The organism is Roseimicrobium sp. ORNL1 (assembly GCF_011044495.1).
Lineage (GTDB): Bacteria > Verrucomicrobiota > Verrucomicrobiia > Verrucomicrobiales > Verrucomicrobiaceae > Roseimicrobium.
On sequence record NZ_CP049143.1, the window covers coordinates 1,518,761 to 1,543,169 of the forward strand.

Consider the following 24,409-nt stretch of genomic DNA (forward strand, 5'->3'; position numbering starts at 1 on the left):
CAATGGATGGGGTGGAGTGCTGCGACTTTCGGAGAAAGTCGGCCACTATCGCTGCATCCGCGTCCTCAAGCCCCAAGCCTCCCTCCCACTTTTCTCCTCTCCCATGGCACTCTGCGATCTTTCCATACCTCCATTCGACAAATCGGCACTGCCTGTGCTAGATTTCGCTGGCGTTGCAGGCGGAACTTGCTAACGGCCTGCGAATTCCTTCAGGATGGCCAGCCGAGCTACAAAGATAGGCGTATCCGCTGAGACCCAGTTGCGCGAGCGCATCCGGGAATTGGAGGCGCAGGTCCGCCAGGAACAGAGCGCGCGGAAGGCGTGGCTGGCCAGCGAGGAGCGTTTCGCCATGGCGGTGCGCGGCACCAATGACGGCATCTGGGACTGGACCGTCCGCACGCAGGAGATCTATTACTCGCCCCGCTTCAAGGAACTGCTGGGCTACGGTAACAACGAGCTCTCCAACAAATTCATCGAATGGGAATCCCGCCTCCATCCGGAGGACAAGGCCCGCACCATGGAGGCGCTGAACGCGCACCTGGAGCGCGACCTCCCCTATGACGTGGAGTACCGCCTGCGCTGCAAGGACGGAGGCTACCGCTGGTTCCGCGCGCGTGGCAAGGCCATCCGCAATCCAGACGGCACCCCGCATCGCATGGCAGGCGCCATCACGGACATCACCGAGCGCAAGGAGGCCATGCGCGCGCTGGCGGAGAGCGAGGAGCGCTTCGCCTTGGCCGTGCGCGGGGCCAATGACGGCATCTGGGACTGGGACATCCTGACGAATCAGGTCTACTTCTCCCCGCGGTGGAAGGCCATGGTGGGGTATGAGGACCACGAACTCGAGAACGTGTTCGCCACGTTCGAGGCGCTGCTGCATCCCGATGATCACGACCGGGTGATGCAGGCGGTGAATGACTACCTGGACGGTCGCATGGAGGGCTACGCGGTGGAGTTCCGCTTCCGGCACCGGGACGGTAGCTACCGCTGGATGCTCGCCCGTGGCATGGCCTTGCGCGATGCCAAGGGGCGGCCGTATCGCATGGCCGGTTCCCACACGGATGTCACGGAGCAGAAGCAGTCCTTGTATGCCCTGGCAGAGGGGGAGGAGCAGCTCCGCCTCGCCAAGCAGGCCGCCGAGATGGCGAACCGCGCGAAGAGCGAATTCCTGGCGAACATGAGCCACGAAATCCGCACGCCCATGAATGGCATCCTGGGCCTTACGGAGCTCCTGCTGAACATGCACCTCAGCCCCGAGCAGCGCTCCTATGAGACGCTCGTGCGCCAGTCCGCAGAGTCCCTGCTGACCATTCTCAATGACATCCTCGACTTCTCCAAGATCGAGGCGGGCAAGCTGGGGCTGGATGACCAGGAGTTCCGCCTGCGGGATGCGATTGGCGATACGCTGCAGAGCCTGGGCGTGCGTGCGGCGGAGAAGAATCTGGAACTCGCCTGCCACATCGAGCCTGGGGTGCCGGAGATCCTGGTGGGGGACATCGCCCGCCTGCGCCAGGTGCTGGTGAATCTGGTGGGCAATGCGGTGAAGTTCACCCACGAGGGTGAGGTGGTCGTGGAGGTGCGGGTGGAGGCCCTCTCGGAAGGCCACGTGATGCTCCACTTCTCGGTGAAGGATACCGGCATCGGCATCGCGGAGGAGCAGCACCACAAGATTTTCGAAGCCTTCACGCAGGCGGAGAGCTCCACCACCCGGCACTATGGTGGCACCGGTTTGGGGCTCACCATCTGCCGGCAGCTCGTGGAGATGATGGATGGACGCATCTGGGTGGAGAGCACACCTGGTGCGGGTAGCACCTTCCACTTCACGGCCCAGTTGGGACTGGTCACTGAGCCAGTTCCCTGCAAGCGTCCCGAGCCGGGTGTGCTCAAGGGCCTGCACGTGCTCGTGGTGGATGACAATGCGACAAATCGCCTCATCCTGGATGAAATGCTCAAGGGCTGGCAGATGATTCCCACCTGCGTGGCCAGTGGCGTGCTGGCGCTGGAGCTTCTCGGCTCTCCGAAGGGGCGCATCTTCAATCTCGTGCTCATGGATGTGATGATGCCCGGCATGGACGGCATGGAAGTGAGCCGCCGGGCGCATCTCCTGTTGGGCAGTGATGCGCCCAAGATTCTCATGCTCTCCTCCGCAGGACATCTCCTGCAACTGGCGAATTCTCCGCAAACCGGCATCGAGCGCGTGCTGACGAAGCCGGTGAAGCAAAGCGATCTCTTCGATGCCATCGTGCAAATCCTCGACCTGTGCGAGGATTATGAACTGGGGGACACCTGCCCCTTCCAGCCGCTGCCCTCGCACCCGCTGCGCCCGCTCAATGTGCTGCTGGTGGAAGACGGTCGCGTGAATCAACTCGTGGCCACGCGCATGCTGGAGGACCGCGGGCACGCCGTGAGCGTGGCGAACAACGGCCGGGAGGCGCTGGAGATGCTCTCGCAGGAGTCCTACGATGCGATTGTCATGGACGTGCACATGCCGGAGCTGAATGGCTTTGAGACCACTGCCATGATCCGCGAGCAGGAGCGCGAGTCCGGCGGGCACCTTCCCATCATCGCCATGACTGCGAATGCGATGAAGGGTGACCGCGAGCGCTGCATGGCTGCCGGCATGGATGATTATGTCTCCAAGCCCGTGCGCTCGGGCGAGCTCTACCGCGCCGTGGAGAGCTTCACCACCGTGCCGCTTTCCGCGCGCGGCGGCACCCCTCCTTGTGACATGCCAGACCCACTGGAGCCGGATCCGGATTCTGTGTTTGATGCGGCGGCGTTCCGCGAGTCCATCAGTGATGAAGGACTGATGCGCCAGCTCGTGGAGATCTATCCGGAGGATTCCGAGGACATGCTCCTGGAAGCGGAGACAGCCTTGCGAGACAAGGATCGCGCAGCGCTGCACCAGGCCGCGCACTCGCTCAAGGGCCTGCTGGGCAACTACAGCGCGCCCATCGCCCTTGAAGCCGCACGCACCCTCAGCCGTCTCGCACGCGAGGACCGGTTGAAGGATGCGGCGCCCGTGCTCGCGGATACGATTCGCGAGGTGCGCCGCCTTGCCGATGCGCTCAAGGCCTTCGGCAAGACGTTGCCAGCGGAGCCTTCCGCCAACGGTCAATGATGATCATGGTGGTCATGACCGTGACCATGCCCATGATGATGACCGTCTCCACGGTGATGTCCGTGGCCACCCGGGTGGTGATGGTAGCAACTTGAAAGTCCGAGCGCTCCAAAGGTCAGGGCGATGATGGTGGCAATCCTGGTGAGGCGAAGCTTCATACGATATTCAATGGGTTGTTTTTTGAAAAACCGGACGCAGACGAGGTGAGAGGTGAGGCATCACGCCGGAGCGCTTCTGCTCCTCTTAAGAACACTCGTCTGCATCTGCCTGATTGGATGGGCGTGGCGGTGATTCTATTCAGGTGCTTGCGCAGATTTCTGTGCAAGGGGCGTCGCTTACTTGTGCCCATAGCACTTGTAGTTGCGGTGATCCCATCCGTGCCAGTAGTGCACATGATGGTGCCTGTGGCTGCCGCAGAAGCGCACCGGTGTACGGTGATGATGGCCGTGACCACCATGACCATGGCCATGACTGTGGTGGCGGTGTTTCTTGGACTTCTTGCTGTGATGATGGCCGTGGTCATGTCTGTCGCGTGCCTCTGCGGGAAGCGCGAAGGCGAATGCTGAGGCAAGCGTGATCGCGAGCACCACAGGCGCGCGGAAGATGCGTGACGTTGAAAGTTTCATCTGGGGTTCTGGGGGGTGGTTTATCGATGGGTTTTTTTGTGCATCCGTTTTGCAACGGACGCCCCATTGGATGAAACCGCACTCCGGCTTATTCGGCCCCATGAGCGGAATGTCCGCGCATCCCGCAGAAAGTTGCAACGAGGGATCATTCGCACCCCGTATTGTAGGATGGTGTAATACAAATGCTTATGCCTGGGTGCCTGTGATGAGTGTGAGCAGCGACTGTGATGATGGGCTCACTTTGCGCAGAGCGCTTTCGAGCACGTTTGGAATCACTGCTTTGTTTGAAGTCGCACGCGCCTTCTCAAGGAGCGGGAGCATTCCTGCTCCCGAACTCCTGACGCACCATCACTCCACGTCAGGCATGCGCGTCATCATCTTCTCGCGTGCTGTTTATGAGGAGATAATGCTCCCTTCGATCAGAGCTGTTTAACAATGACATTGCCGCGCTCAATCACAGAGGAGAAGCAACTGGATTTAGTCGCGAAGCGACGCCCGAGTCTTAGCCCGGCCTTTCAAGGCCGGGTGGGATGGTGGGGCAGTAGTGTCGCGGAGCGACACCCGAACACATGACCGCGCCCAAGATTCACCGGTTCGGGCGTCGCTCCGCGACGCTTATTCCAGTCACATACCCGGCCTTGAAAGGCCGGGCTAAGACTCGGCCGTCGCTCCGCGACTGAGTTCCCAATGCAGCCACGTTTAGGTTAACCGATCTAGGCCTGCGAGCACGGATGATCCAACACCCGCAGCTTGTGCGCGGCGAAGCTGATGGCGGTGGGGTCATTCTCCTTCGGCACGAGCATGCCGGAAGTTTCCAGTTCATGCCACGCGTCCCCGCTGCTCAGACACCGGTCCGGATACAGGTTCATCATGCGGCGTGCAGCCTCCTCCATGGAGAAAGGTCTGCCATTGAAGCTAAGGCAGGTGACTTCTACGGCGGTGCGGTTGTCCATCATGGCGGAGTGGGGGTGAGGGTTGAGGCCTTTGATGTAGAATCGCATTTGCCTGGTATTGCGAGGGCGGGGAGGTGGGTGGATTCTTGGGTTTCAGCGTGTGGTGAATTGCATGGTGCAGGGATGTTGGTGTGGTGGTGAATGGAGAAACTTTCAGCGTCGGGGAATGACATCTCAACGCATGAACGTCTGGTTAAAGATATGGAAGCGGTGCCGAAGGCCCTGGACTGCGTGCAGCCTGCTGCCGCTTTCCTAAAGTGCAGCCTGCTGCACGCATCACTGCGACGAAGTCGCCAAGCCTTCAGCGATGTGTCGCCTTACGAGTGAGTGTCACAATCGCCACAGCAGGCTGTGGACTCTGGAAAGCGGCAGCAGGCTGCGCGCAGTCCAAGGACGCTGCGCGTCACAACATCTGGATCTCTCGTGAATCTTAAACCTCGACAGATGCCAGCCCATCACCGCCCACAAAAAAACGGGAGCAAGCATGCTCCCGTTCCCTTGAGTTGGTGAGATGTCAGCAGGGGCGTGGCTGTTGTTGCCGTTCCCGCTCCCTGCGCACTCTCTATTTACTACGAGCTACTTCCCACTCACCACTTACTTCCCTTGCGCCTGGTGCGCCGCCTTTAGGTGCTCGCCGAGCAGGTCGCGACCGAAGTCGCTGTCGAAGTCGCGCCACACCACGTGGATGTGGTTTGCGTCATTCTGGGTGTTGTCGTACTCCACGACGAAGGTCTTGCCCTGCACGCGGTAGTAGTGGGGTTGGCCCTTCTCCTTGCCGCCAGCCCAGGCGAAGAACACCGGACCGCTGGTCTTGATTTCCTTCCAGGCTTCCTCAGCTACCTCGGGGCGGCTGCGGAAGAGGTGGGCCTTGATGAGCTTTTCCAGTTTGGCCTTCTGGGCGTCGTTCAATTCCGTCTCGCTGAGGCCATCCGGGGTGAGGGGAGTGACTTCACGCTTGGCTTCGGTGAGGACGTCCTTGTAGGCTTCCGCGCTCACGAGGGCCTTTTTGAACTGGGCGTCGTCCAGGGACTTCACCAGGTCGCGGCCGAGGTCTTCTTCCTGACCGAGGACGCGCAGACCGGTGCGGGGGCCTTCGCGGACTTCGCCAGGGTTGGTGCCGAAGAACGCGGGCGTCACGCGGAGCAGGGCGCCGTCCTTCACGGTGAAGTTGAGGGAGAGGTGGTGGCCTTCGAAGCGCCAGCCCCAGGTACCCTTCATGGAGGGTTCGCCGAAGATGCTTACGAAGTAGCGCTCCGGGTTGCGCTTCTCACGCGTGGCCTCACGCTTCGCGGGGTCTGCACCTTCGATGGTGTAGAGCACCTCTTCCAGGGACATGATGGAGACGGCCTTCATGTAGCCGGTGGTGCTGAGACCGGAGTTCAGCAGAGCGTGGGCCAGGAGACGCTGCTCCTGGGTCATCTCCTTGATGGGGAGGCCGAGGCGCTCCTTCGGGATGAAGTGCCAGTTCTGGCGCTCGTCGTGATCAAAGGGAAACACGGCCTTGGCCTTGGATTCCGCAGGCAGGGTGGCGAGGAGGGCATTTGCCGTGTCCACCATCTGCTGGGCGCCATCATGAGCGTGCAGGTCAGCGGGCTGAAGCGGGAGAATGGCAGCGCAGACAAGCGCGAGGAGGCTAGGCAATTTGCTGAGTCGTGAATACATGGGAGGCGTATGGAATTTGACAGGGTGGGTGAGAACGAACGCGTCAAGTGACAGCCGTATCTCAAGATTTAGTAAAAAAGGCGGGCAGTATTGACACTGAAATGCCGCACGGGGTAATCTCACCTTCCTGACAGGAATTTGCCCCTAAAATCCACGTAACAGCCACGGTTTACATGTATTCCAACGAAGACTTTTTGCTCGAACTTCTCCGCGAGGCGGGAATGGTGACCGAGCAGGACCTTGAGCACGTCCGCAAGACCAAGAAACCCGCCGAAACGCTGATTGAGGGCCTGATTAAGTCCGGGGTGGTGAGCGAGGAAGATGTGGCAAGGACCATGGCGGTGAATTCCGGCATGGAGTTTGTGGATCTTACGGGCTTTGTACCGCCGGCGGACCTGAAACTGGTGGTGTCGGAGGAAGCCGCCCGCCGCTACCGCGTGGTCCCGCTCGGTTTCGAGCACGGCCGCTTGCAGGTCGCCATCAGCGACCCGAACAACTTTGAGACGCTGGATGCCCTGCCCCACGTGCTGAAGACGGAGATCGACTTCGTGTGCGCCACGCCGGAGAACATCCGGACCCTCCTTTCCGCAATCTATGGAAATGAAGGGGACATGGCGTCAACCATTGTGAAGGGCGTGGAAGGAGTCGGCAGCGATGCCGAGGCACCCATCATCCGCCTGGTGACGAACACCCTGATGGAGGCCTTCAAGGCGCGCTCCTCGGACATTCACATCGAGCCCATGGAGAAGGACCTCCGCATCCGCTACCGCATTGACGGTGTGCTGCATGACGTGGAGCACCACCCCAAGAAGCTGCACAGCTCCATCATCGCCCGACTCAAGATCATGACGGGCACGATGAGCATCGACGAAAAGCGCATCCCCCAGGACGGCCGTATCCAGATGAAGTTCCAGGACAAGGAACTGGACCTGCGCGTGAGCATCGTGCCTACCAGCAATGGTGAGAGCGTGGTCATGCGTATTCTGGACAAGAGCTCGCTTCGCCTCGGCTTGAGCGACCTTGGCTTCCTCTCGGATGACCAGGAGACCTTTGAAAAGCTCATCACCCTGCCGGACGGCATCATCCTGGTGACCGGTCCCACCGGTTCGGGCAAGACCACGACGCTCTACGCGTGCCTGAACTACATCAACCGTCCTGACCGCAAGATCATCACGGTGGAAGACCCGGTGGAATACGAACTGCCCGGCATCAACCAGGTGATGGTGAAAGAGGATATCGGCATGACCTTCGCCGCCGCCCTGCGCGCCATGCTGCGCCAGGCGCCGAACATCATCATGATTGGTGAGATTCGAGACATGGAGACGGCGAGCATCGCCATCAACGCCTCCCTCACCGGTCACCTTGTCTTCAGCACGCTGCACACGAATGACGCGCCCAGTGCCGTCTCGCGTCTCACGGACATCGGCATCAAGCCCTTCCTCATCGCCTCCGCCGTGCGCGCCATTGAGGCCCAGCGCCTCGTGCGCAAGCTCTGCAACGAGTGCAAGAAGGAAGGCTCGCTTACGGAATCAGAATTGCGCAAGCTGGGGCTGGATGCCTCCCAAGTCTACGGCGCCACCATCATGGTGCCGGAAGGTTGCCCCAAGTGCCGCAACAACGGCTACCGCGGACGACTCTCCATCATCGAGATCTTCAAGATGGATGACGAAGTGCGCGGCATGATCAACCAGTCCCTGTCCTCCCCGCAATTGCGCAAGCGCGCGAGAGAGCTGGGCATGCGCACCCTGCGTGAAGACGGCGTGCGCAAGGTGCTGGCCGGCATGACCACGGCGGAAGAGGTGATCGAAGAGACCATGTCCGACGCGAGCTAGTCCTGTGGAGCCGCCGGAGTTTTAGAACGCAATCATTCAGCTACAGCACTTTTAATTCTTACGAACATGACAGCAGACAGCGTGGTGGACATGCTCTTGCAGCGGGGCCTGCTTGATGAGGGCCAGTCGAGCGATTTGGTTCACGATGTGAAACACACTGGCAAGGACATTGTGGACCTGCTGGTGGAGTACGGCATTTTTAATCACGTCGATGAATTCTGGGCCACCGTGGCCGAGGAAATCGGCGCGGAGCATTACGATCTGGACGCCTTCGAGCCGACCCCGGATATCCTGCAGACCATTCCTGCAGGCATGGCGCGCCTTTGTGGCGCCTTCCCCATCCAGCTCGCGCCGGATGGCCTGCATGTGGCCCTCACGGATCCGCTCAATCCCCAGTTGCTGGAAGACCTTCGCTTCGGCCTCGGGAAGAACATTGTGCCCGTGGTGGCGCGTCGTGAGCAGGTGCAAAAGCTCATCGACAAGAGCTACGGCAGCGGCACCGAGAGCATCCAGGACATCTTCAACCAGCTCGGCGTCACCTCAGGGAAGCCCGGGGACAAGGCCAGCCTGGAACAGGAGGCGAACAGCGCCCCCATCGTGCGCTTCGTGGACCTCGTGCTGGAGCAGGCCATCAAGGAAAAGGCCTCGGACATCCACTTCGAGCCCTTCGAGCACGAGTTCAAGATTCGCTATCGTGTGGACGGTTCGCTGTATGAAATGGCGCCGCCCCCGGTGCATCTCTCCGCCTCCGTCATCTCCCGCGTGAAGGTCATGTCCAACATGAACATCGCGGAGCGCCGAGTGCCCCAGGACGGCCGCATCATGACCGTGGTGGATGGCCGGCCGGTGGACATGCGCGTTTCCACCCTGCCCACGCAGTACGGCGAGAGCGTGGTGCTCCGCGTGCTGGACCGTTCCTCGGTGAACCTGTCCCTGGAGAATCTGGGGATGCCGCCCTTCCTGTTCAACTACATCCACGAGACGATCCACAAGCCCAACGGCATCTTCATCGTCACCGGACCCACGGGCGCGGGCAAGACGACCACTCTCTACGCCGCGCTGAAGGAGATCAATACCATCGATGCGAAGCTGCTGACCGCAGAGGATCCGGTGGAGTACGACATCGAAGGCATCATGCAGGTGCCCATCAATGAAGCGGTGGGTCTCACCTTCGGCCGTGCGTTGCGCGCCTTCCTTCGTCAGGACCCGGACCGCATCATGGTAGGAGAGATGCGTGACGTGGAAACGGCGCAGATCGCCATCCAGGCCTCACTCACGGGTCACTTGGTGCTGAGCACGCTGCACACGAATGACGCCGCGGGCGCCGTGACGCGTCTCATCGACATGGGCGTGGAGCCCTTCCTCGTGGCGGCCACGCTGGAGGGCATCCTGGCCCAGCGCCTCCTGCGCACCATCTGCAAGGGCTGCAAGATTCCCTACCAGCCGAATGCCATTGTGCTCAACCAGCTTGGCCTTTCGCAGAGCGACATTGGCGACAAGCACTTCTACACCGGGGGGGGCTGCGAGAAATGCGGCAACTCAGGATACAAGGGCCGAAAGGGCATCTACGAACTCCTGGATATCAATGACCCCCTGCGGGAGCTCATCACCCAAAAGGCGCCGACCCTGGTCCTCCGCCAGAAGGCCATCGAGCTGGGCATGCAAACGCTCCGCGAGGACGGCCTGCGAAACATCTACGACGGCGAGACCTCCATCGAAGAAGTCCTCAAGTATACCTGATGAAACTCCGGTTCGGTAGAGCCTGAGCCGCTGGAAATTGCCATTTTTTCCCAGTGGACAAGCTTCCCCGAAACCCAGTAATCTTTAAGCGAAGCAAAAACCAGCTGACCCACTGACGACCCCACGTTATGCCGAAATTTCATTACATCGCCCTTGATTCGAACGGGCAGGAGAATGCCGGAGTGATTGATGCGCCGAACGAGGCTGAGGCCATCGGGCAGCTTCGCCGCGGCCAGCTCTATCCGACGCAGGTCGTCGAGGAGGGCAAGGGGGATACCGCCGCCATCAAAAAGCGCGTCCGCACGTCCGCGGGGAAGGGCAAGACCAAGACGGGGGGCAAGGCCTCCGGTTCGGCCAAGGTGGCTGGCAAGACGCTGATGATTTTCACCCGCCAGCTCGCAACACTGATCGACTCCGGTCTTCCGTTGCTGCGCGGTCTCACGGTGCTGGGCCGTCAGGAGCCCAACCCGGTGATGAAGCGCACCATCAATACGCTGGCGGACTCCGTGCAGACCGGCAGCACCTTCTCTGAAAGCCTCCAGCAGTTCCCGCGCATCTTCAACAAGCTGTACGTGAACATGGTGAAGGCCGGTGAACTCGGCGGTGTGCTCGAACTCGTGCTCAACCGTCTGGCCGAGTACCAGGAAAAGGCCCAGAAGCTGAAGAACAAGATTGTGGCCGCCATGGTGTATCCCATCATCGTGATGGTCATCGCCGTGGGCATCATGATCTTCCTCATGACGGTCATCGTGCCGAAGTTCGAGAAGATCTTCGAAGAAATGCTCGGCGACCGCAACAAGCTGCCTGAACTGACCAAGGCGGTCATCGGCTTCAGCCGGTGGATCCAGGGGAACATCATTTTCCTCATCATCGGCACCGCGGGCGCCATCGTGCTGTGGCAGGTGGTCAAGTCTACCAAGGGTGGGCGTGCCATCATCGATGCCTGGAAGCTCAAGCTGCCTCTCTTTGGTGACGTGCAGCGCAAGAGCGCCATCTCCCGCTTTACCCGTACCCTGGGTACGCTGGTCACCTCCGGTGTGCCGATTCTCCAGGCGCTGAACATCACCCGTGAAACCGCCGGCAACGTGGTCGTCTCCGACGCCATCGACAAGGTGCACAACGCGGTGAAGGAAGGTGAGAGCATGGTGGCTCCGCTGGAGTCCAGCAAGGTCTTCCCCCCGATGGTGATTTCCATGGTGGACGTGGGTGAGGAAACCGGTCAGCTCCCCGAAATGCTCCTGAAGGTGGCGGACGTGTACGAGGATGAAGTGGACAACTCCGTGTCAGCGCTCACCTCCATGCTGGAACCGCTCATGATCGTGATTCTGGCCGTGGTCGTCGGTGTCATCGTGCTGGCGCTGTTCATGCCGCTCATCCAGATCATCCAGGGCATCAATGAGAAGAGCTGATGCGTCAACGGGGCTGCCGTACGGCGGCCCCTTCGTCCGCTTGCTTGTCCGTAAATCCCCCCAAAAGAACGACCTCATGAAACTCAACCGTTCGCAATCCCTGCTTGAGAAAGGCTTCACGTTGCTGGAGCTCCTCGTGGTGATCGCCATCATCGCCATTCTGGCAGGCCTTACCCTAGGTGGCTTCAAGTACGCCCAGCTGGCCGCTGCGCGCAATCGCACCATCGCCGCCCATGCGGTGATCAAGTCGGCCCTCGAACAGTACAAGGAGGAGCAGGGTGAATACCCCGAACCGAATACGCCAGGTGCCACCACCCAGGTGCACGGTCAGGATGTGCGTGTCGGCGGCGCGCGCATGCTTTACCAGGCCATCTCGGGCGACGGAGACAACGAAATCAAGCTCGCCACGGGTAGTGGCAATATCTCCGACGGAAAGATCACGGCGGAAGAGTCCGAGATGAGCATCAACTCCAACCTGCCGAAAAGCATGGTGGTGAAGAGCCCGGACGGTTACTTCCTGGCGGACGGCTGGAACCGCCCGTTCCAGTATTCCAAAGGCTCGCTGCCTACCGGGGATGCCATCAATTCCACCTATGATCTCTGGTCTTTCGGCGACTTGGAAGGTCGTGCCGGTGGCATGGTCTACGAGGCGGAAGGTCGTAGGAATTCTGAGACTACGGCTGCCTGGATCAAGAACTGGTAAACTGGACCTTTTTATCAATCTTATTGATAAACGCGACCCAGTCATCGTGCGATGGCTGGGTTGTTTGCTTTTTGGGGATGTCTATCTCCCTGTGCGTGCAGAGCATTGCCGTCCATCCGGCCAGCCTGTAGGCCCGCGTTACCTGAAAAGCACTCATGAGTGTCGATAGTTCACCACCTTGTCCCGAGAAGGGCTTCCCGGCGCTGAAGTGGCTGGTGGGGCTTGCCTTCATTGGTCTTCTGGCGGGACTCACCCTGCGTCCCATTCCAATCTCCCATGCGCCATCGAAACGCAACCGCAGCGTCGCTGCCCACGCAGTCATCAAGTCCGGCCTTGAGCAGTACTTGGAAGAGCACGGCCAGTATCCCACTCCAGCGCATCCCGACGCCATGATGAAGGTCTCCGGCAAGGACATCCGAGTGGGAGCCGCGCGGATGCTGTATCAGGCATTAACGGGCGATGGCGATAGTGAAATCAAGTCTGCTTCCGCGACTGGCAATGCCTCAGATGGGAAGATCAGCGAGGAGGAGGCCAAGCACAGCATCAACTCGAACCTCCCCAAGAACATGGTGGCAACCAGCAGCGAAGGCTACCGCTACCTGGTAGATGGATGGGGCCGTCCTTTCCAGTACATCAAGGGAGGCACCGAGGATGCGATCAATCCTACCTTCGACCTTTGGACCTTCGGCGATATCGGGTCCCAGGACCCGCTCTTCTACGATGCGGAGACCCGTCGCAAGGATGAGGCCATCGCGAGGTGGATCAGGAACTGGTAGTTTGTTCGTCCACTGATGACGCCACAGGGAGTGAGCAGACTATCTCCCCATGGATGAAAACGCACCCCGTGGCGCAGCCCGCACTTGTCAAGCCGGAGTGCTGTGCTCATCATGTCCCGCGATGGTTTCCTCGACCCAGAGACATAGGACTTGGCGGCATGTGGCCGGCCTTGTGCTTGTGGGGCTGGGAATGCAGGGGGCCATGCGGCTCCCGGCTGCTGAGCCGAAGCTGGAGATGGTGTATCAGCTTCCATTGGCCCCTGCCGGACTCACCATCACTCCGGACAACCATTTCCTCATGAGCGTGAGTCGTGAGGAGCGGCCACAGAATCGCATCATTGATGTGGGTAAGGGCGGCACCTCGCGCCCATTCCCCACCACGGACGTCAGCCAGGCCACCGCAGGCCAGCCGCTCCTGCTGGACGCGGTAGAGGGCATGCAGATCGACAAGGCGGGCGTGGTCTGGATGCTGGACAATGGCCGGCGTAGCGAGTACCCGCCCAAGGTCGTCGGCTGGGACACCGCCAAGTACAAGCTGCACCGCATCTACAATCTCGCCTTTCCGGCGGTGCTGCCCGGCTCCCTTCTGGATGACCTCGCCGTCGATCCGGAGGCTCCGTTCATCTACATCAGCGATCCAGCTGCCGGAGCGGATGCCGCCCTGGTGGTGCTGGATCTCACCACCGGCCTGGCCCATCGAGTCCTTCAGGGACATCCCTCCGTGGTACCCGTGGCCGGTCTGGAATTGACCATCGACGGGCACAAGGTGGAGACCCGCCGCCTGGATGGCACGGTGGCGGACCCACAGGGAGGCGTGAGCGCGCTCGCACTCGACAAGAAGGGCGAGTGGCTCTACTTCGGCCCCGTGCGCTCCCAGAAGCTCTACCGTGTGCGCACGGAGCACCTGCGGGATGTGAACATGCTTCCTGAAAAGCTGGCCGGGCTCGTGGAAGAGTACTCCACGAAACCCGTGAGCGACGGCATGTCCATGGACAACAAGGGGAACATCTACGTCTCCGATCTGGCAGCCAAGGGCATTGGAATGATCTCGGCAGGGAAGAAGGAGTACCGCATCCTCGCCGCCGAGCCGCGACTGCTGTGGCCTGCGGGACTCTGCTTTGGTGCAGACGGCTGGCTGTATTTCTTCACCAACACCTCCCGGACCCGACCACCCCTGCAACGCCCCATGCTGGGTGCCGGCACACCTTTGGATTCCACCACCGGGGCGAACATGAATTACCTCTTCCGCCTGGAGACTCCCGGATCCGGCCGGGTGGGGGATTAAGCTCCGAGCGCAACGGCAAGTCACCGTTCATGGCGGGTGCCGGGGAGAGGGTTCCCCTCTTTCGGTTGAAGACCGCGCCTGGGAGTCATTTCAGGCTGTTTGAGGTCGGAATGGCCCGCGATCAGGAATGATCCAGCCCTTGGTGAACGGAAAAGAGGACGATATCTTGATAATTTCAGTTGAGAAAACCCAGCTTCGGCTAAACTGACCCTCCTGCCGCAGACAAAATGCTCACGTGGCGGAATTGGTAGACGCGCAAGATTCAGGATCTTGTGGGGAGACCCGTGGAGGTTCGAGTCCTCTCGTGAGCACCATTTTCTTGCTGCGTACAGTACTCAGCACGGCACATGGAGCAGCAAGCAGCGAAGGAATCGGCAGCAGCAGGCCCCATGGGACAGGATGCCACCTTTGTGCGCCGTGCCTTTGCCGCCATCGCAGGTCGCTATGTGCTGACGAATCACGTGCTCAGCCTGGGCATCGATGTGCTGTGGCGGAAATCCACGGCGCGAGCCGTGGAGGCGCTGCAACCGAAGGTGGTGCTGGATGTGGCCACTGGCAGTGGTGACCTCGCGGAAGCCATCCAGAGGGCCTGCCCGCAAGCTACCGTGGTGGGGCTGGATTTCTCCGCACCCATGCTCCAGGAAGCGCGCAAGCGTGGCCTGCAGCACCTGATGGTCGCGGATGCCATGAACATGCCCATCGTGGATGGCGCGGCCGATGTGCTCACCGTGGCCTTTGGCCTGCGGAACATGGCCTCCTGGCCGGATGCCCTGCGCGAAATGTCCCGCGTGCTGCGTCCCGGTGGCAGTCTCTTCGTACTGGATTTCTCCCTGCCCACCCAGCCGCTCATGCGGAAGGCACACCTCTTTTACCTGAGGAAAGTGATGCCCAAGGTGGCGGGTGTCATCACCGGTGAGCGCGGAGCCTTCGAGTATCTTTGCAATACCATTGAGCAATTTCCCAGTGGGGAAAACATGTGCCGCATGATTCGCGAGAATGGCTTCCGTGAAGCGAAGGCGCGGCCACTATCCTTTGGCATCGCGAGTTTGTATCACGCGGTGAAGTAGCGACTGTTCCTGTCCATGGCATCGAGTTGCCGAATACTCATTCTGGGCGCTTCGGATGAAATGACATGACCTCGACGTCAGTCTTGACCATCCACCCCAACTTTTTCCAGAAGTTGTGAGCGGGACCGTTGTCCTTCATCACAAAAATCCGGATCTCACTGATACCCAGCTCCGCAAATGCCTTCACCGAGTTTTCCACGAGTGTGGTGGCAATGGAAAGGCCCCTGAAGGCGGGCTTTACAGCCAGAAGTTGAAGAAAGCCTCTACGTCCATCGGTGCCGGAAAGTAGTGTGCCAACCAGCTCATTTCCGCACGTGGCAACGAAACTCAGGCCCTTGTTGTGGTCAAGGTAGGAGGCAATTCTTTGGCGTGTATCATGCTCGTTGGGGGTGAGTCCATCCATGCCCATCCAAAGTGCAAGCATTGAATCATAGTCCCCAATCTCCATTGGGCGAATGCGCCATTCCGGTCGTGTCATTGCTCGATGTTCACTCCTACCATGGAGCACACAAGGAACGGTGGCAATTTAAATCCCCGATTTCAAGGCCACTAGAATTTGAAGGTTTCAAGTTTAGAATGCGAGTTTCGCCATAGAATTGCGTAAACTGTAATATGTTCCATTTCAAGAGTAACCGATCCTTGGTTCTGGCTGTTCTCTGCCTATCGATTGCGCTGGTGTACATCGCGTGTCTTTTTGTCTATTGGCCGAGGGATCCTGAAAAGCCCAACCCGCCGATTCAATGGAATGAGGCGTTCAAGGAGGCAAATCGTGGATTGTCGAGTCAAGTCCTTCCTGGATTGCTTTTTACACTGTTTGGAGCGACGCTTTCGTTGTTAGGATCCTACTTCCAGCGGGAAAAACAAAACGAAGAAGCCAATCGGCTTATTCATCAGCTTAAGATGGCTGGTGTAGCCGAAAAGGTCGGTGCGCAAATTGCGTCTGTAGCGGCTAAGGGGGTCCAGAAGGCGTACGGAAAACAGGAATATGGCTATCTAGATGACATCGAGGTCAAACTGCTTGAAACGAAAAAAGGAGATAAGGTCGTAGTCATCGAGAACTGGCTTTGCTCGGGGTTGCCCCCTGCGTATGAGAAACTGGAGTCCGGAATAAGAGGGAGCCTCGACAATGGAAGTGAAGTCATTCTAGTTCTGATGCATCCCAATTCACCGCTAGTTCAGCGGCGAGAACATTTCGTCGAGTGGGGAGCAGTTGGTGGGGAGATTGCGAAGTCCTTAAAAAAAGTAGGTTGCTGGTACACCAAGTGGGCCGTGAAATGCATCCATGGAAAATGGCCAAGCGACGATGACATGAAGGATCTTCAGTGGAATACTCTCGAGCCGGGATTCAACGCCGTAAGAGGTGAGATTCAAAGGTTTAGGGTATATCTGATTGATACTTTTCTCACTTTGCAGCTCTATGCACTGCCCAACTGCGCGTTCGCTGGCTTTTACGTTGCCAAGGACACGTCAACGCATGGTCCACACCTGTGGGGCGCGTGCGGTTCATCGTTTGGAGATATGTTCCGTGAATATGCCAACCGCATTCTGACGCTGTGCGACGATGCAGACCAGTTTTGGGCAGTGCGGGTTAAGCTTCACGAGTTTGACCGCTTCAAGGGGATTGCGGCTCGAGAGGCTGACAAACACCTTTTAGGAATTCAAATTGCTGATTGCGAATCACTGTTCCACCAACTGCAAAAAAGGTCACGTGTTAAAGATCCGGGATCGGCTTTGTATGAAAAGGTTGTGAAGAGCGCGGTGGAAAACAAAATGACCTTTGTTTCTGCAGTGATGAAGCTGCCATCGTCCGAGAGAAGCACTTTCATTGAATATCTAAGACGTGAGTTCGCGTCAGATCGAAAGTAGGTTCCTGCTGCTCGGTATGAAAGCCAGTCATGCTCAGTAGTTCTCTATCTTGGAGTTCTAATCAAACATCGAAAAACAAAACCGGGCCAAGGAACGTGGTCACACCATCTGCAGCGTCGCCTGCATCGCCTTCTCCAGATGACGCATCTTGTCGTCCAGCGTGGCCATGCCGATTTGGCCGAAGTGGGAGGCATAGTTTTCCGCTTGTTCGGGCGTCATCAGTTCGATGAGGAAAGTGCCTTCCACCCAGACCTTGGTGAATTGGAAGAAACCTGCGTTGCCGGGGAAACAGTCCCAACCCTCCTCGGCGGAGATCTCCTCAATACGGGAAGTGGAGAGCGGCGTTTGAATCAGGAAGTGCGTGCTGCTGTGCTCACGCATGGCTTCGTCGAAGCTTTTCCCGATGCCGCCCTTGTCGCAGACGGGATTCCACAGGATGTGACCCCACGGCAGAATCTCCAGGATGGTCCCTGCGGCATCACCGAGGCAGACAAACCATGACCCTTCCGGAAAGGGTGGACTGGGAGCCTGAATCGCGTCACAGGCGAAGAGACGGGCCAGACCGCGGGCGGCGGCTTCTGGATTGCGGGCGCTGAAGGAGGCGTGATGGATCATGGTAGTGTCCCTGGAATGGGGGCTACATGATGCAGGTCACTTCAGGCACTCACTGTGACGGAGGTTTTTCTGCCGGGTCGACTGGCGCGGGAGCGGGGGCTGGGGTCGGCGTCGGAACAGGCTGAGAATCAGGTGCTGAAGGTGGTGCTAGCTTGGGCTTGAGCTCCTCCAGGGGATCGTTCGCCTCGTCGATGCGTTTCTGCAGTTCCTCCATGAGGGGGTCTTTTTTCTCAGCATCGATCTTCTGGGCATCAATCTTCCTCTGTACCTCCTCCTGCAGATGTTTTTTCTCCTCATCCATTTCCTTCACCCTATTGATGGCGGCATTCCCTGCGCGATTGATCATCACGCGGAAGAGGATGAGCACCACGATCATCAGGATCATGACGAACAACTGCATCTGCGAACGACGATGGCGCATGGAGGTGGGTGGCTGCTGCTGGTGGTGGGTGCGTGAGAGCGAGGGTCCGGGTGGCTCCTTCGCTTCACCTCACCTCACGTCACTTCATCTTATTTAACGAGCGTACGCGCGAGTTGTTGGTAAAGATCGCGGCTGATGAGGAAGGTGTCCGGGTCGTCGTTCAACCTGCCATGATACACCGCCGTGGCCATGCCGGGAGAACTTGGGGCAAAGGTAAGTGTCTTTATCTCGGGCTTCACATCGGGTTGGCCAGGCTGAGAGATGAGTACCTGCACCGTGAGGGTGGGGCTCTTCAGGGCTTCAATGGCGGCAGTGCGATCAGAGCTCCAGTCTGACACTTCAAAGCTGGCGAGCTGCTTGAGCAGGGTGTTCGCGCCGGCTGTATCCAGTTTCTCGGTCACGTCCGCACCGGCATACTCTGCCTTCCAGGTGCCTTCGTCGGGATTGTATTGGAGCGTGAGGGTGGGCTTGTCTCCTTCGGTGATGATGATGCGGCGTATCGCGAAGATGCTGGCATCGATCACCCGCGTGCCGCGCCATTTCACCATTTCGGGTGGCAGGATGGCGGGCAGCATGAGCGGATTCACCCGGAAGATAGAAGGCTCGTCCCCATACTTCGCACAAACCTGGTCGGTGCCCTGGCCAAACTGAAGCGCACTGGTTTTCCCGTCCACGGTCCACTCCAGGGTGAGGAAGGGCTGATGCAGGCCATACAGCTCCAGGTTCGGCGCGGCGTCGCTCACGAAGTCGAGAATCTGGGCCGTGTTGATGCCCTCGATGAGGCGCTGGATGCGGGCCTGGTTGGCCGGCTCTTCATTGCCGAAGCGGTTGAGCGTCCAGATCTCACCGGAGCGGGCCAGCTTCACGTCGGGAAAACCCGGACCGTGGAGACGGATGGTGTCCACGCGGTCTGCCGGGATTTGCGCGAGGCGTTGGTCGCGCAGGTGATTGGGCTGCAGCTTCCAGAAGTCCGCCAGCTTTGCAGGAGCCAGGAAGGTGCCGCTGCGGTCGCTGACCTCTGCCACCACTTCTGCGCCTGCGGCGGAGGGGGGCTGGAAGGTGAGTTCCACCGGAGGCTGCGAACTCACTCCGGTGCTGAAGGTCACCTTCATGACAGGCAGCACCTGGCCCGGATCGGCGGGGGGAGCTGGCAGCTTCGCGCGGACCGGTTTGACCTGCATTTTCAGCAGGGCCTGGATCACGCTGCTCACGCGCTCGTCACTCGCGCGCGCCTGGATGGGCTTGACCAGGCGCCAGGGCTGGCCCGGCTCCCGGCTGAACTCCATCGCGCCCGTGCCGGCGGCGAGCGTGAAGCGGCCCACGTGCTCCAGCTTCAGGCGCACGAGCCGGTTGTCCCGCCAGTCGTCGGAATGCTTTTCCAGCAGGGGCTTCACGCCAGACTTTGCCAGGTAGAATTCCTCGGCGTTTTCACCCAGGCTGACATAGGTGGTGTCTTCCACCGGGGACCCTGCTCCGAAGAATCCCTGCAGCACCTTTTCCTCGCCGTGGCGCAGAGTCACGCGCGTGGAGGGCTCGCCGAGTCCGGTACGCTTGAAGTCATCCTTGCGCAGGTCGGCCTTCTTCAGTTTCTCCACGAAGGTGACAGTGCCAAGGCTGTCCAGGAACTGCTTCACCAGTTCCTGATTCGCCCGGTCTTCCACGGGCTTGTTCATGTACCACAGTCCATCGGGTCCACGCGTGAGGCGCAGGGAGAGGTCCTCTCCCACGATCTCCATGTTGTCGACAGTGCGGAGATCTTCGGAGAAGGGTCTCTTTTCAAGAGCCTGGCGCTCGGGCGTGGCAGGCTGCTTCTGCTCCCAGAAGATGATGAAGGCAGCCAGCCCCGCCAACAGCAGAAAGAGGAGGATGGTGGTGCGGAGCTTCATGCGCGTCGATGGCTCCAAACCAGCAGTCCCAGGGCAAGCACGGCGCCCGGCATGATGACGGTGGTCACCCAGAAGATTTGCTGGCGCTGCTCATCCGTGAGCTGGACGCGGAACATCTGCTTCCGCTTGGGAGCCGTGCCGATGAGTGTCTCGCGATTCATCATCCAATTCAGGCTGCCTGCGATGAAGTCCTGATGCACGCCGAGACGCGTCATGGGGTCGAGCATGGAGGAATTTCCCACGACCACCATGCGCGAGCTGTCCACGCGGAGGCGCTCGTCACTCACGGCGCCGCGCTCCACACTGGCGGCTACAAACACCGGGGGCTGCGTGTCGCCTTCATCGGCCACGGGGAGATCCTTGGTGTAGAACATTTCGCCCCAGTACTTCTCCGTCGCCTGCATGAGCGGCTTCACCTCGATGTGCTGGGCGCGCAACTCGTCGGAGTCCAGCTTCAGGTTGAGAGACTGTGTCTGCCCGCTCAGTGAGGATGCCACCTCGGTGAAAGGCTGTGAGATGGGGGAGTCGGGAAGAAAGAGGGTCTGCACGGAGAATTGCTTCTTCGGTCCGGCAGGGGTGCTCTCCGCATACAGCACGCGATCATTGCGGGGAGTGACGCCCTTCTCTGAAAGGAACTTCGTGAGGTTCGGTGTGGAGCCGCTGGGATCCAGCAGGATGAGGAGCGCCGCGCGCTTCTCCTGCCAGTAGTTCTGCAGAATCTGAATCTCCTGCGTGCTGAGGTCATAGCGCGCTCCGATGAGGACGACGCCGGTGGCATCTTGCGGTATGGATTCCACCTCGGAGAGGTTCAGGGGCGCCAGCTCGAAAGTCTGCTGCCTGCCGATGTCTTCCAAGGTGCGCCAGGCGAGCTCATTACCGCCCTCCTTGGCTGCGCCCTTTCCAGCGATGAAGTAGAACTTCCGCGTCTTCCCTTCGATGAGGCCAACAATGGCGGACATGACGGCGTCTTCTCCACGGAAGTCGAGGCTGGGATTCTCTCTGCTACGGTTCAGGCCGCGGAGGACAATCTCCTCCTCCGTGATGAAGCGGGTGCGGTTGTTCGCGCGAACGAGGATGCCATTTCCCTTCAGCGAGATGCCGTACTTCAACTTGAGTTCTTCGGCGCGCTCCACGTCGCGGGCGGGATCGACTTCATCCACCTTGATGCGGACCTTCTTGGCACGGCGGAATTCCTCCACGAGGGAGCGCACGTCATTCATCACGGGCGAGTCGCGGGTGAAGACGACCGTGAGTTCCACGGGCTTTGTCAGGCTCTCCTTGAGCCATTTGATGGTAGACTCGCTCAGTGTGTAGTCCTGGCTGGGCGTGAGGTCGAACCGCCAGTAGTGGCGGTAGCTGAGGTAATTCACCAGGCCGAAGAGCACCAGGCAGATGGCGAGTTGCACCATCACATTCACCCCGATGCTGAGCCGGCGCAGGGGCTTCGGCTTGCTCGCGGGTGGCGCAGGCTCTTGGGTGGATTCTGGTGATGCCATGAAGGGAAATGGAGGAAGAAAAAGGTCGGAGAAAGGAGAGGTCGGAATGTAAAGGCCGGAAGTCTGCTCGCTCACACCCGCCAGCGGCGGAACTCGAGAACCTGGTGCGTGATCACCAAAAACAGCAGGGACATGCTGGTGTAGTACACCAGCGGCCGCGTATCCAGCAGGCCATTGGTGAAGGTCTCAATGTGCTGCACGGAGGCGATGTAGTAGACGAAGTCCACGAACGCCTTCTGCCCCGCGCGCTGGAAGTAGAGGATGAACGCGCCCACCAGGAAATGCATGAGGCTCGCGGTGAAGGAAACCACGGCGGCCACGATTTGATTCGCCGTCAGTGACGAGGCGAGGCAACCGATGGATAGATTGAAGAGGCCCATGGCCAGCAGCAGGATGTACGTGCCAATCAGTGCGCCCTGCGGAACGTCTGCGGCGCCAGCTGTCATGGTCTGGAAGATGGCGAAATTCGCGAGGCTGGGCACCCAGAGAAGGCAGTAGAACACCACGCACGCGAGGTATTTGGCCAGGACAATCTGCCACGTGCGCACGGGCGCGGTGCAGAGCGTTTCCCATGTGCCAAGCTTTCGCTCCTCCGCAAAGAGCCGCATGGTGAGCAGCGGGAATACGAAGAAATAGCTGAGCCAGAACCACTGCGAGGAGAAGGTCCACGTGACAATGCTGGCCTGCTGCGGCTTCGACTCCAGCACGGTGATCGCCGCGCGGAAGGAAAGGCCATTGATGATCATCACCAACGCCAGCACCACGTAGGCGATGGGTGAGTAGAAGAAGCTCCGGAGTTCCTTGGTGAACAGGGTGAGTAGCAGGCGCACGGGTAAGGAATCGGGGAAAGTGGTGAGGTGAAAAAGGAGGTTCTGGAGAAACGAAGCAGAAGCAGTGAAGGGGAGCCGGACAATCAGTCGCCGCTGGTCATCTCCACAAAGACATCCTCCAGGCGGGGCTGCTCAAGATGCAGCTCACGGATGGGCCACTGCTTCTTCAACGCCAGATCGCAGAGTGCCTCGCGGATGTCTCCCCGGGCCTCCACGCGCAGGGTGAAGCGCCGCCAGGTGCCGTCCGCCTTTTCTTCGGTGATCTTGCGAATGCCGGTGACGGCGGCGAGGGACTCTTCCACCGTGCCGTCTGCCTGAATCTCCACATGCACATCGCGCGCCACACGCAGGCGGCGTACGAGGTTCTTCGGAGTGTCATCCGCGCGCAGTTTGCCGCGGTGCAGGAGGAGCACGCGATCGCAGGTGAGCTCCACTTCGCTGAGAATGTGGGTGGAGAGCAGGATGGTCTGCTTGGCGCGGTAGGTCTGGAGGAGATCGCGGATGTGGCGGATCTGATTTGGGTCCAGGCCGTTCGTGGGCTCGTCGAGGATGAGCACGGGAGGACGGGCCAGCAGGGTGTCTGCCAGGGCCACGCGCTGGCGGAAGCCCTTGCTGAGCGTGGCGATGATCTTGCGCCGCACCTCGGTGAGCGCGCAGGCTTCCATGACCTCACCCACACGCTTGCGCAGGGTGCTGCCATACACGCCTTTCAACTGGCCGCGAAATTGCAGGTATTCCTTCACCCGCATGTCGAGATACAGCGGTGCATTCTCGGGCATGTAGCCCAGGCTCTGGCGCGCCTGCACGGACTCGTGAAAGACGTCGTAGCCGTTGACCTTGGCCGTTCCCGCGGTGGCTGGCAGGAAACCTGCCAGAATGCGCATGGTCGTGCTCTTCCCCGCACCATTGGGCCCCAGGAACCCCACCACTTCACCCGGCTTCACGGAAAAGGTAAGCCCGTCCACCGCAGTGCGGCCGACATAGGTTTTGGTCAGGTTTTCGACTTCGATCATGTGGGGAGGGGAATCAAAGCGCAGCCAGCGGGGGATGACAAGGCTGGATGCAGTCCCGGTCAAAAGGCGTTTCTGGTTGACGAGACGGGGTTTACTCGCATCTGAAAGTTTTACCCCGCTCGCATGGCACCGCTTCCCGTCACCTATGCCGATGTGCTCGATGCCCTGCCGCGTATCCACGCGGTGCTGCAACCCACGCTGCTGCGGAACTGGCCGGGCCTGTCCGCACTGCTGGGGTGTGAGTTCCACCTCAAGCATGAAAATCACCAGCCGGTCGGCGCTTTCAAGGTGCGCGGCGGGATCAATCTCGTGGGTACGCTGAGCGAGGACGAGCGTGCTGCAGGCATCCTGGGGGTATCGACCGGGAATCATGGGCAGTCCCTTGCCTTCGCCGCGCAGCATTTCGGCGTGAAATGCACCATCGTGGTGCCTCGCGGAAACAATCCGGACAAGAACCGCGCCATCCAGCAGCTCGGCGCGGAGATGATTGAGCACGGGAAGGACTTCGATGAAGCACGCGAGTTCGCCACCGTCTTGCAGAAGGAGCGAGGCTATCGCTATGTGCACTCTGCGAATGAGCCGAAGCTGATCGCGGGCGTGGGGACCTTCACCTGGGAGATCTTTGAGAAGCTGCCGGATCCTGATGTGCTGCTCGTGCCCATTGGACTGGGGAGTGGAGTGTGCGGCGCGTGTATTGTCGCGAAGCATCGGAATCCGCGAACGAAGGTGATTGGCGTGCAGGCGGTGAATGCCTCTGCGGTCGCCGAGTCATGGCGCACCGGCACGGTGAAGACGAATGAGTCCGTGAACACCTGGGCCGAAGGCTTGGCCACGCGCGTGCCGGCGGAGATGACTCTCACCATCATGCGTGCACTCATGGATGATGTCATCCTCGTGAGTGAAGAGGAGCTTCGCATCGCCGCGGCGCGCATTCTGGAGCACACACATAGTCTCGCGGAAGGCGCCGGCGCGGCGACCGTGGCTGCGGCGCTTCAGCAGCGGGAGAAGCTCGCCGGAAAGAAAGTGGCCGCAGTGCTCTCCGGTGGGAATTTGGACTTGGCGAAGTTGCCGGAGATTTTGCGGTACGTGGGGAGGGAGTGAAGAGGAA

General features: G+C 59.9%; 20 protein-coding genes and 1 tRNA gene. 11 read left to right on the forward strand and 10 right to left on the reverse strand.

Features of this window, described 5'->3' with window-relative positions; translation table 11 throughout:
* Nucleotides 1–214 precede the first annotated feature (214 nt).
* A complete protein-coding gene (locus G5S37_RS05980; RefSeq protein ID WP_165201783.1) occupies nucleotides 215–3,121 on the forward strand; it encodes a PAS domain-containing protein in 2,907 nt (968 codons plus the stop codon).
* Nucleotides 3,122–3,456: 335 nt separating this feature from the next.
* Here the strand turns inward: G5S37_RS05980 and G5S37_RS05985 are convergent, their stop codons facing one another.
* The 3 genes from G5S37_RS05985 to G5S37_RS05995 form a co-directional block, all read right to left on the reverse strand.
* Nucleotides 3,457–3,747, reverse strand: a complete 291-nt coding sequence (locus G5S37_RS05985; RefSeq protein ID WP_165201784.1) for a hypothetical protein — start codon at nucleotides 3,745–3,747, stop codon at nucleotides 3,457–3,459.
* 713 nt (nucleotides 3,748–4,460) lie between these two features.
* Nucleotides 4,461–4,748 (reverse strand): hypothetical protein, encoded by a 288-nt coding sequence (locus G5S37_RS05990; RefSeq protein WP_165201785.1) that lies wholly within the window; start codon nucleotides 4,746–4,748, stop codon nucleotides 4,461–4,463.
* A gap of 546 nt (nucleotides 4,749–5,294) precedes the next feature.
* Entirely contained in the window at nucleotides 5,295–6,341 is a 1,047-nt protein-coding gene (locus G5S37_RS05995; protein ID WP_165201786.1) for a DUF3500 domain-containing protein, read from the reverse strand.
* A 194-nt stretch (nucleotides 6,342–6,535) separates the two neighbouring features.
* Between G5S37_RS05995 and G5S37_RS06000 the strand changes: the two genes are divergently transcribed.
* The 8 genes from G5S37_RS06000 (at nucleotide 6,536) to G5S37_RS06035 (ending at nucleotide 15,174) form a co-directional block, all read left to right on the forward strand.
* Nucleotides 6,536–8,194: an ATPase, T2SS/T4P/T4SS family gene (locus G5S37_RS06000; RefSeq protein WP_165201788.1), complete on the forward strand. Its 1,659-nt coding sequence runs from the start codon at nucleotides 6,536–6,538 to the stop codon at nucleotides 8,192–8,194.
* 66 nt (nucleotides 8,195–8,260) lie between these two features.
* Nucleotides 8,261–9,934, forward strand: a complete 1,674-nt coding sequence (locus G5S37_RS06005; protein WP_165201789.1) for a GspE/PulE family protein — start codon at nucleotides 8,261–8,263, stop codon at nucleotides 9,932–9,934.
* A 128-nt stretch (nucleotides 9,935–10,062) separates the two neighbouring features.
* Nucleotides 10,063–11,343, forward strand: coding sequence for a type II secretion system F family protein (locus tag G5S37_RS06010; RefSeq protein WP_165201790.1), 1,281 nt, complete (start codon nucleotides 10,063–10,065; stop codon nucleotides 11,341–11,343).
* Between the two features lie 76 nt (nucleotides 11,344–11,419).
* Nucleotides 11,420–12,046, forward strand: a complete 627-nt coding sequence (locus G5S37_RS06015) for a type II secretion system protein (protein WP_165201791.1) — start codon at nucleotides 11,420–11,422, stop codon at nucleotides 12,044–12,046.
* Between the two features lie 155 nt (nucleotides 12,047–12,201).
* The gene (locus G5S37_RS06020; protein WP_165201792.1) at nucleotides 12,202–12,822 is read left to right on the forward strand and encodes a hypothetical protein; all 621 of its coding nucleotides are present in this window, start codon (nucleotides 12,202–12,204) and stop codon (nucleotides 12,820–12,822) included.
* 202 nt (nucleotides 12,823–13,024) lie between these two features.
* Nucleotides 13,025–14,107, forward strand: coding sequence for an L-dopachrome tautomerase-related protein (locus tag G5S37_RS06025; protein ID WP_165201793.1), 1,083 nt, complete (start codon nucleotides 13,025–13,027; stop codon nucleotides 14,105–14,107).
* 229 nt (nucleotides 14,108–14,336) lie between these two features.
* Nucleotides 14,337–14,421: transfer RNA gene (locus G5S37_RS06030), tRNA-Leu, on the forward strand.
* A 33-nt stretch (nucleotides 14,422–14,454) separates the two neighbouring features.
* Nucleotides 14,455–15,174, forward strand: a complete 720-nt coding sequence (locus G5S37_RS06035) for a ubiquinone/menaquinone biosynthesis methyltransferase (RefSeq protein ID WP_240914809.1) — start codon at nucleotides 14,455–14,457, stop codon at nucleotides 15,172–15,174.
* A gap of 37 nt (nucleotides 15,175–15,211) precedes the next feature.
* Here G5S37_RS06035 and G5S37_RS06040 read toward each other — a convergent pair whose 3' ends face one another.
* On the reverse strand, nucleotides 15,212–15,577 hold the full coding sequence (locus tag G5S37_RS06040; RefSeq protein ID WP_206026325.1) for a GNAT family N-acetyltransferase: 366 nt from the start codon (nucleotides 15,575–15,577) through the stop codon (nucleotides 15,212–15,214).
* Between the two features lie 209 nt (nucleotides 15,578–15,786).
* On the opposite strand from G5S37_RS06040, the gene G5S37_RS06045 reads away from it, so the two are divergent.
* On the forward strand, nucleotides 15,787–17,040 hold the full coding sequence (locus tag G5S37_RS06045) for a hypothetical protein (RefSeq protein WP_165201795.1): 1,254 nt from the start codon (nucleotides 15,787–15,789) through the stop codon (nucleotides 17,038–17,040).
* Between the two features lie 99 nt (nucleotides 17,041–17,139).
* Here G5S37_RS06045 and G5S37_RS06050 read toward each other — a convergent pair whose 3' ends face one another.
* From G5S37_RS06050 to G5S37_RS06075, 6 genes are all read right to left on the reverse strand, one after another.
* A complete protein-coding gene (locus G5S37_RS06050) occupies nucleotides 17,140–17,655 on the reverse strand; it encodes a hypothetical protein (RefSeq protein ID WP_165201796.1) in 516 nt (171 codons plus the stop codon).
* A gap of 49 nt (nucleotides 17,656–17,704) precedes the next feature.
* Complete coding sequence (locus tag G5S37_RS06055) at nucleotides 17,705–18,076, reverse strand: hypothetical protein (protein WP_165201797.1); 372 nt, start codon at nucleotides 18,074–18,076, stop codon at nucleotides 17,705–17,707.
* An 89-nt stretch (nucleotides 18,077–18,165) separates the two neighbouring features.
* Complete coding sequence (locus G5S37_RS06060; protein WP_165201798.1) at nucleotides 18,166–19,962, reverse strand: DUF4340 domain-containing protein; 1,797 nt, start codon at nucleotides 19,960–19,962, stop codon at nucleotides 18,166–18,168.
* Complete coding sequence (locus G5S37_RS06065) at nucleotides 19,959–21,458, reverse strand: GldG family protein (RefSeq protein ID WP_165201800.1); 1,500 nt, start codon at nucleotides 21,456–21,458, stop codon at nucleotides 19,959–19,961. The genes G5S37_RS06060 and G5S37_RS06065 overlap by 4 nt, the downstream gene beginning before the upstream one ends.
* 71 nt (nucleotides 21,459–21,529) lie before the next feature.
* A complete protein-coding gene (locus tag G5S37_RS06070) occupies nucleotides 21,530–22,288 on the reverse strand; it encodes an ABC transporter permease (protein WP_165201802.1) in 759 nt (252 codons plus the stop codon).
* A gap of 83 nt (nucleotides 22,289–22,371) precedes the next feature.
* A complete protein-coding gene (locus G5S37_RS06075) occupies nucleotides 22,372–23,301 on the reverse strand; it encodes an ATP-binding cassette domain-containing protein (protein WP_165201804.1) in 930 nt (309 codons plus the stop codon).
* A gap of 123 nt (nucleotides 23,302–23,424) precedes the next feature.
* Here G5S37_RS06075 and G5S37_RS06080 point away from each other — a divergent pair, with 123 nt between their 5' ends.
* Nucleotides 23,425–24,402 (forward strand): threonine dehydratase, encoded by a 978-nt coding sequence (locus G5S37_RS06080; protein WP_165201806.1) that lies wholly within the window; start codon nucleotides 23,425–23,427, stop codon nucleotides 24,400–24,402.
* Nucleotides 24,403–24,409: the final 7 nt, after the last annotated feature.

Bases quoted from the DNA above. Each gene is read 5' to 3' on its own strand.
- G5S37_RS06065 (WP_165201800.1), bottom strand. From the start codon at position 21,458: ATGGCATCACCAGAATCCACCCAAGAGCCTGCGCCACCCGCGAGCAAG.
- G5S37_RS05980 (WP_165201783.1), top strand. From the start codon at position 215: ATGGCCAGCCGAGCTACAAAGATAGGCGTATCCGCTGAGACCCAGTTG.
- G5S37_RS06080 (WP_165201806.1), top strand. From the start codon at position 23,425: ATGGCACCGCTTCCCGTCACCTATGCCGATGTGCTCGATGCCCTGCCG.
- G5S37_RS06040 (WP_206026325.1), bottom strand. From the start codon at position 15,577: ATGGATGGACTCACCCCCAACGAGCATGATACACGCCAAAGAATTGCC.
- G5S37_RS06075 (WP_165201804.1), bottom strand. From the start codon at position 23,301: ATGATCGAAGTCGAAAACCTGACCAAAACCTATGTCGGCCGCACTGCG.
- G5S37_RS06045 (WP_165201795.1), top strand. From the start codon at position 15,787: ATGTTCCATTTCAAGAGTAACCGATCCTTGGTTCTGGCTGTTCTCTGC.
- G5S37_RS05985 (WP_165201784.1), bottom strand. From the start codon at position 3,747: ATGAAACTTTCAACGTCACGCATCTTCCGCGCGCCTGTGGTGCTCGCG.
- G5S37_RS06050 (WP_165201796.1), bottom strand. From the start codon at position 17,655: ATGATCCATCACGCCTCCTTCAGCGCCCGCAATCCAGAAGCCGCCGCC.
- G5S37_RS06060 (WP_165201798.1), bottom strand. From the start codon at position 19,962: ATGAAGCTCCGCACCACCATCCTCCTCTTTCTGCTGTTGGCGGGGCTG.
- G5S37_RS06010 (WP_165201790.1), top strand. From the start codon at position 10,063: ATGCCGAAATTTCATTACATCGCCCTTGATTCGAACGGGCAGGAGAAT.
- G5S37_RS05990 (WP_165201785.1), bottom strand. From the start codon at position 4,748: ATGCGATTCTACATCAAAGGCCTCAACCCTCACCCCCACTCCGCCATG.
- G5S37_RS06055 (WP_165201797.1), bottom strand. From the start codon at position 18,076: ATGCGCCATCGTCGTTCGCAGATGCAGTTGTTCGTCATGATCCTGATG.
- G5S37_RS06015 (WP_165201791.1), top strand. From the start codon at position 11,420: ATGAAACTCAACCGTTCGCAATCCCTGCTTGAGAAAGGCTTCACGTTG.
- G5S37_RS06020 (WP_165201792.1), top strand. From the start codon at position 12,202: ATGAGTGTCGATAGTTCACCACCTTGTCCCGAGAAGGGCTTCCCGGCG.
- G5S37_RS06035 (WP_240914809.1), top strand. From the start codon at position 14,455: ATGGAGCAGCAAGCAGCGAAGGAATCGGCAGCAGCAGGCCCCATGGGA.
- G5S37_RS06000 (WP_165201788.1), top strand. From the start codon at position 6,536: ATGTATTCCAACGAAGACTTTTTGCTCGAACTTCTCCGCGAGGCGGGA.
- G5S37_RS06025 (WP_165201793.1), top strand. From the start codon at position 13,025: ATGCGGCTCCCGGCTGCTGAGCCGAAGCTGGAGATGGTGTATCAGCTT.
- G5S37_RS06005 (WP_165201789.1), top strand. From the start codon at position 8,261: ATGACAGCAGACAGCGTGGTGGACATGCTCTTGCAGCGGGGCCTGCTT.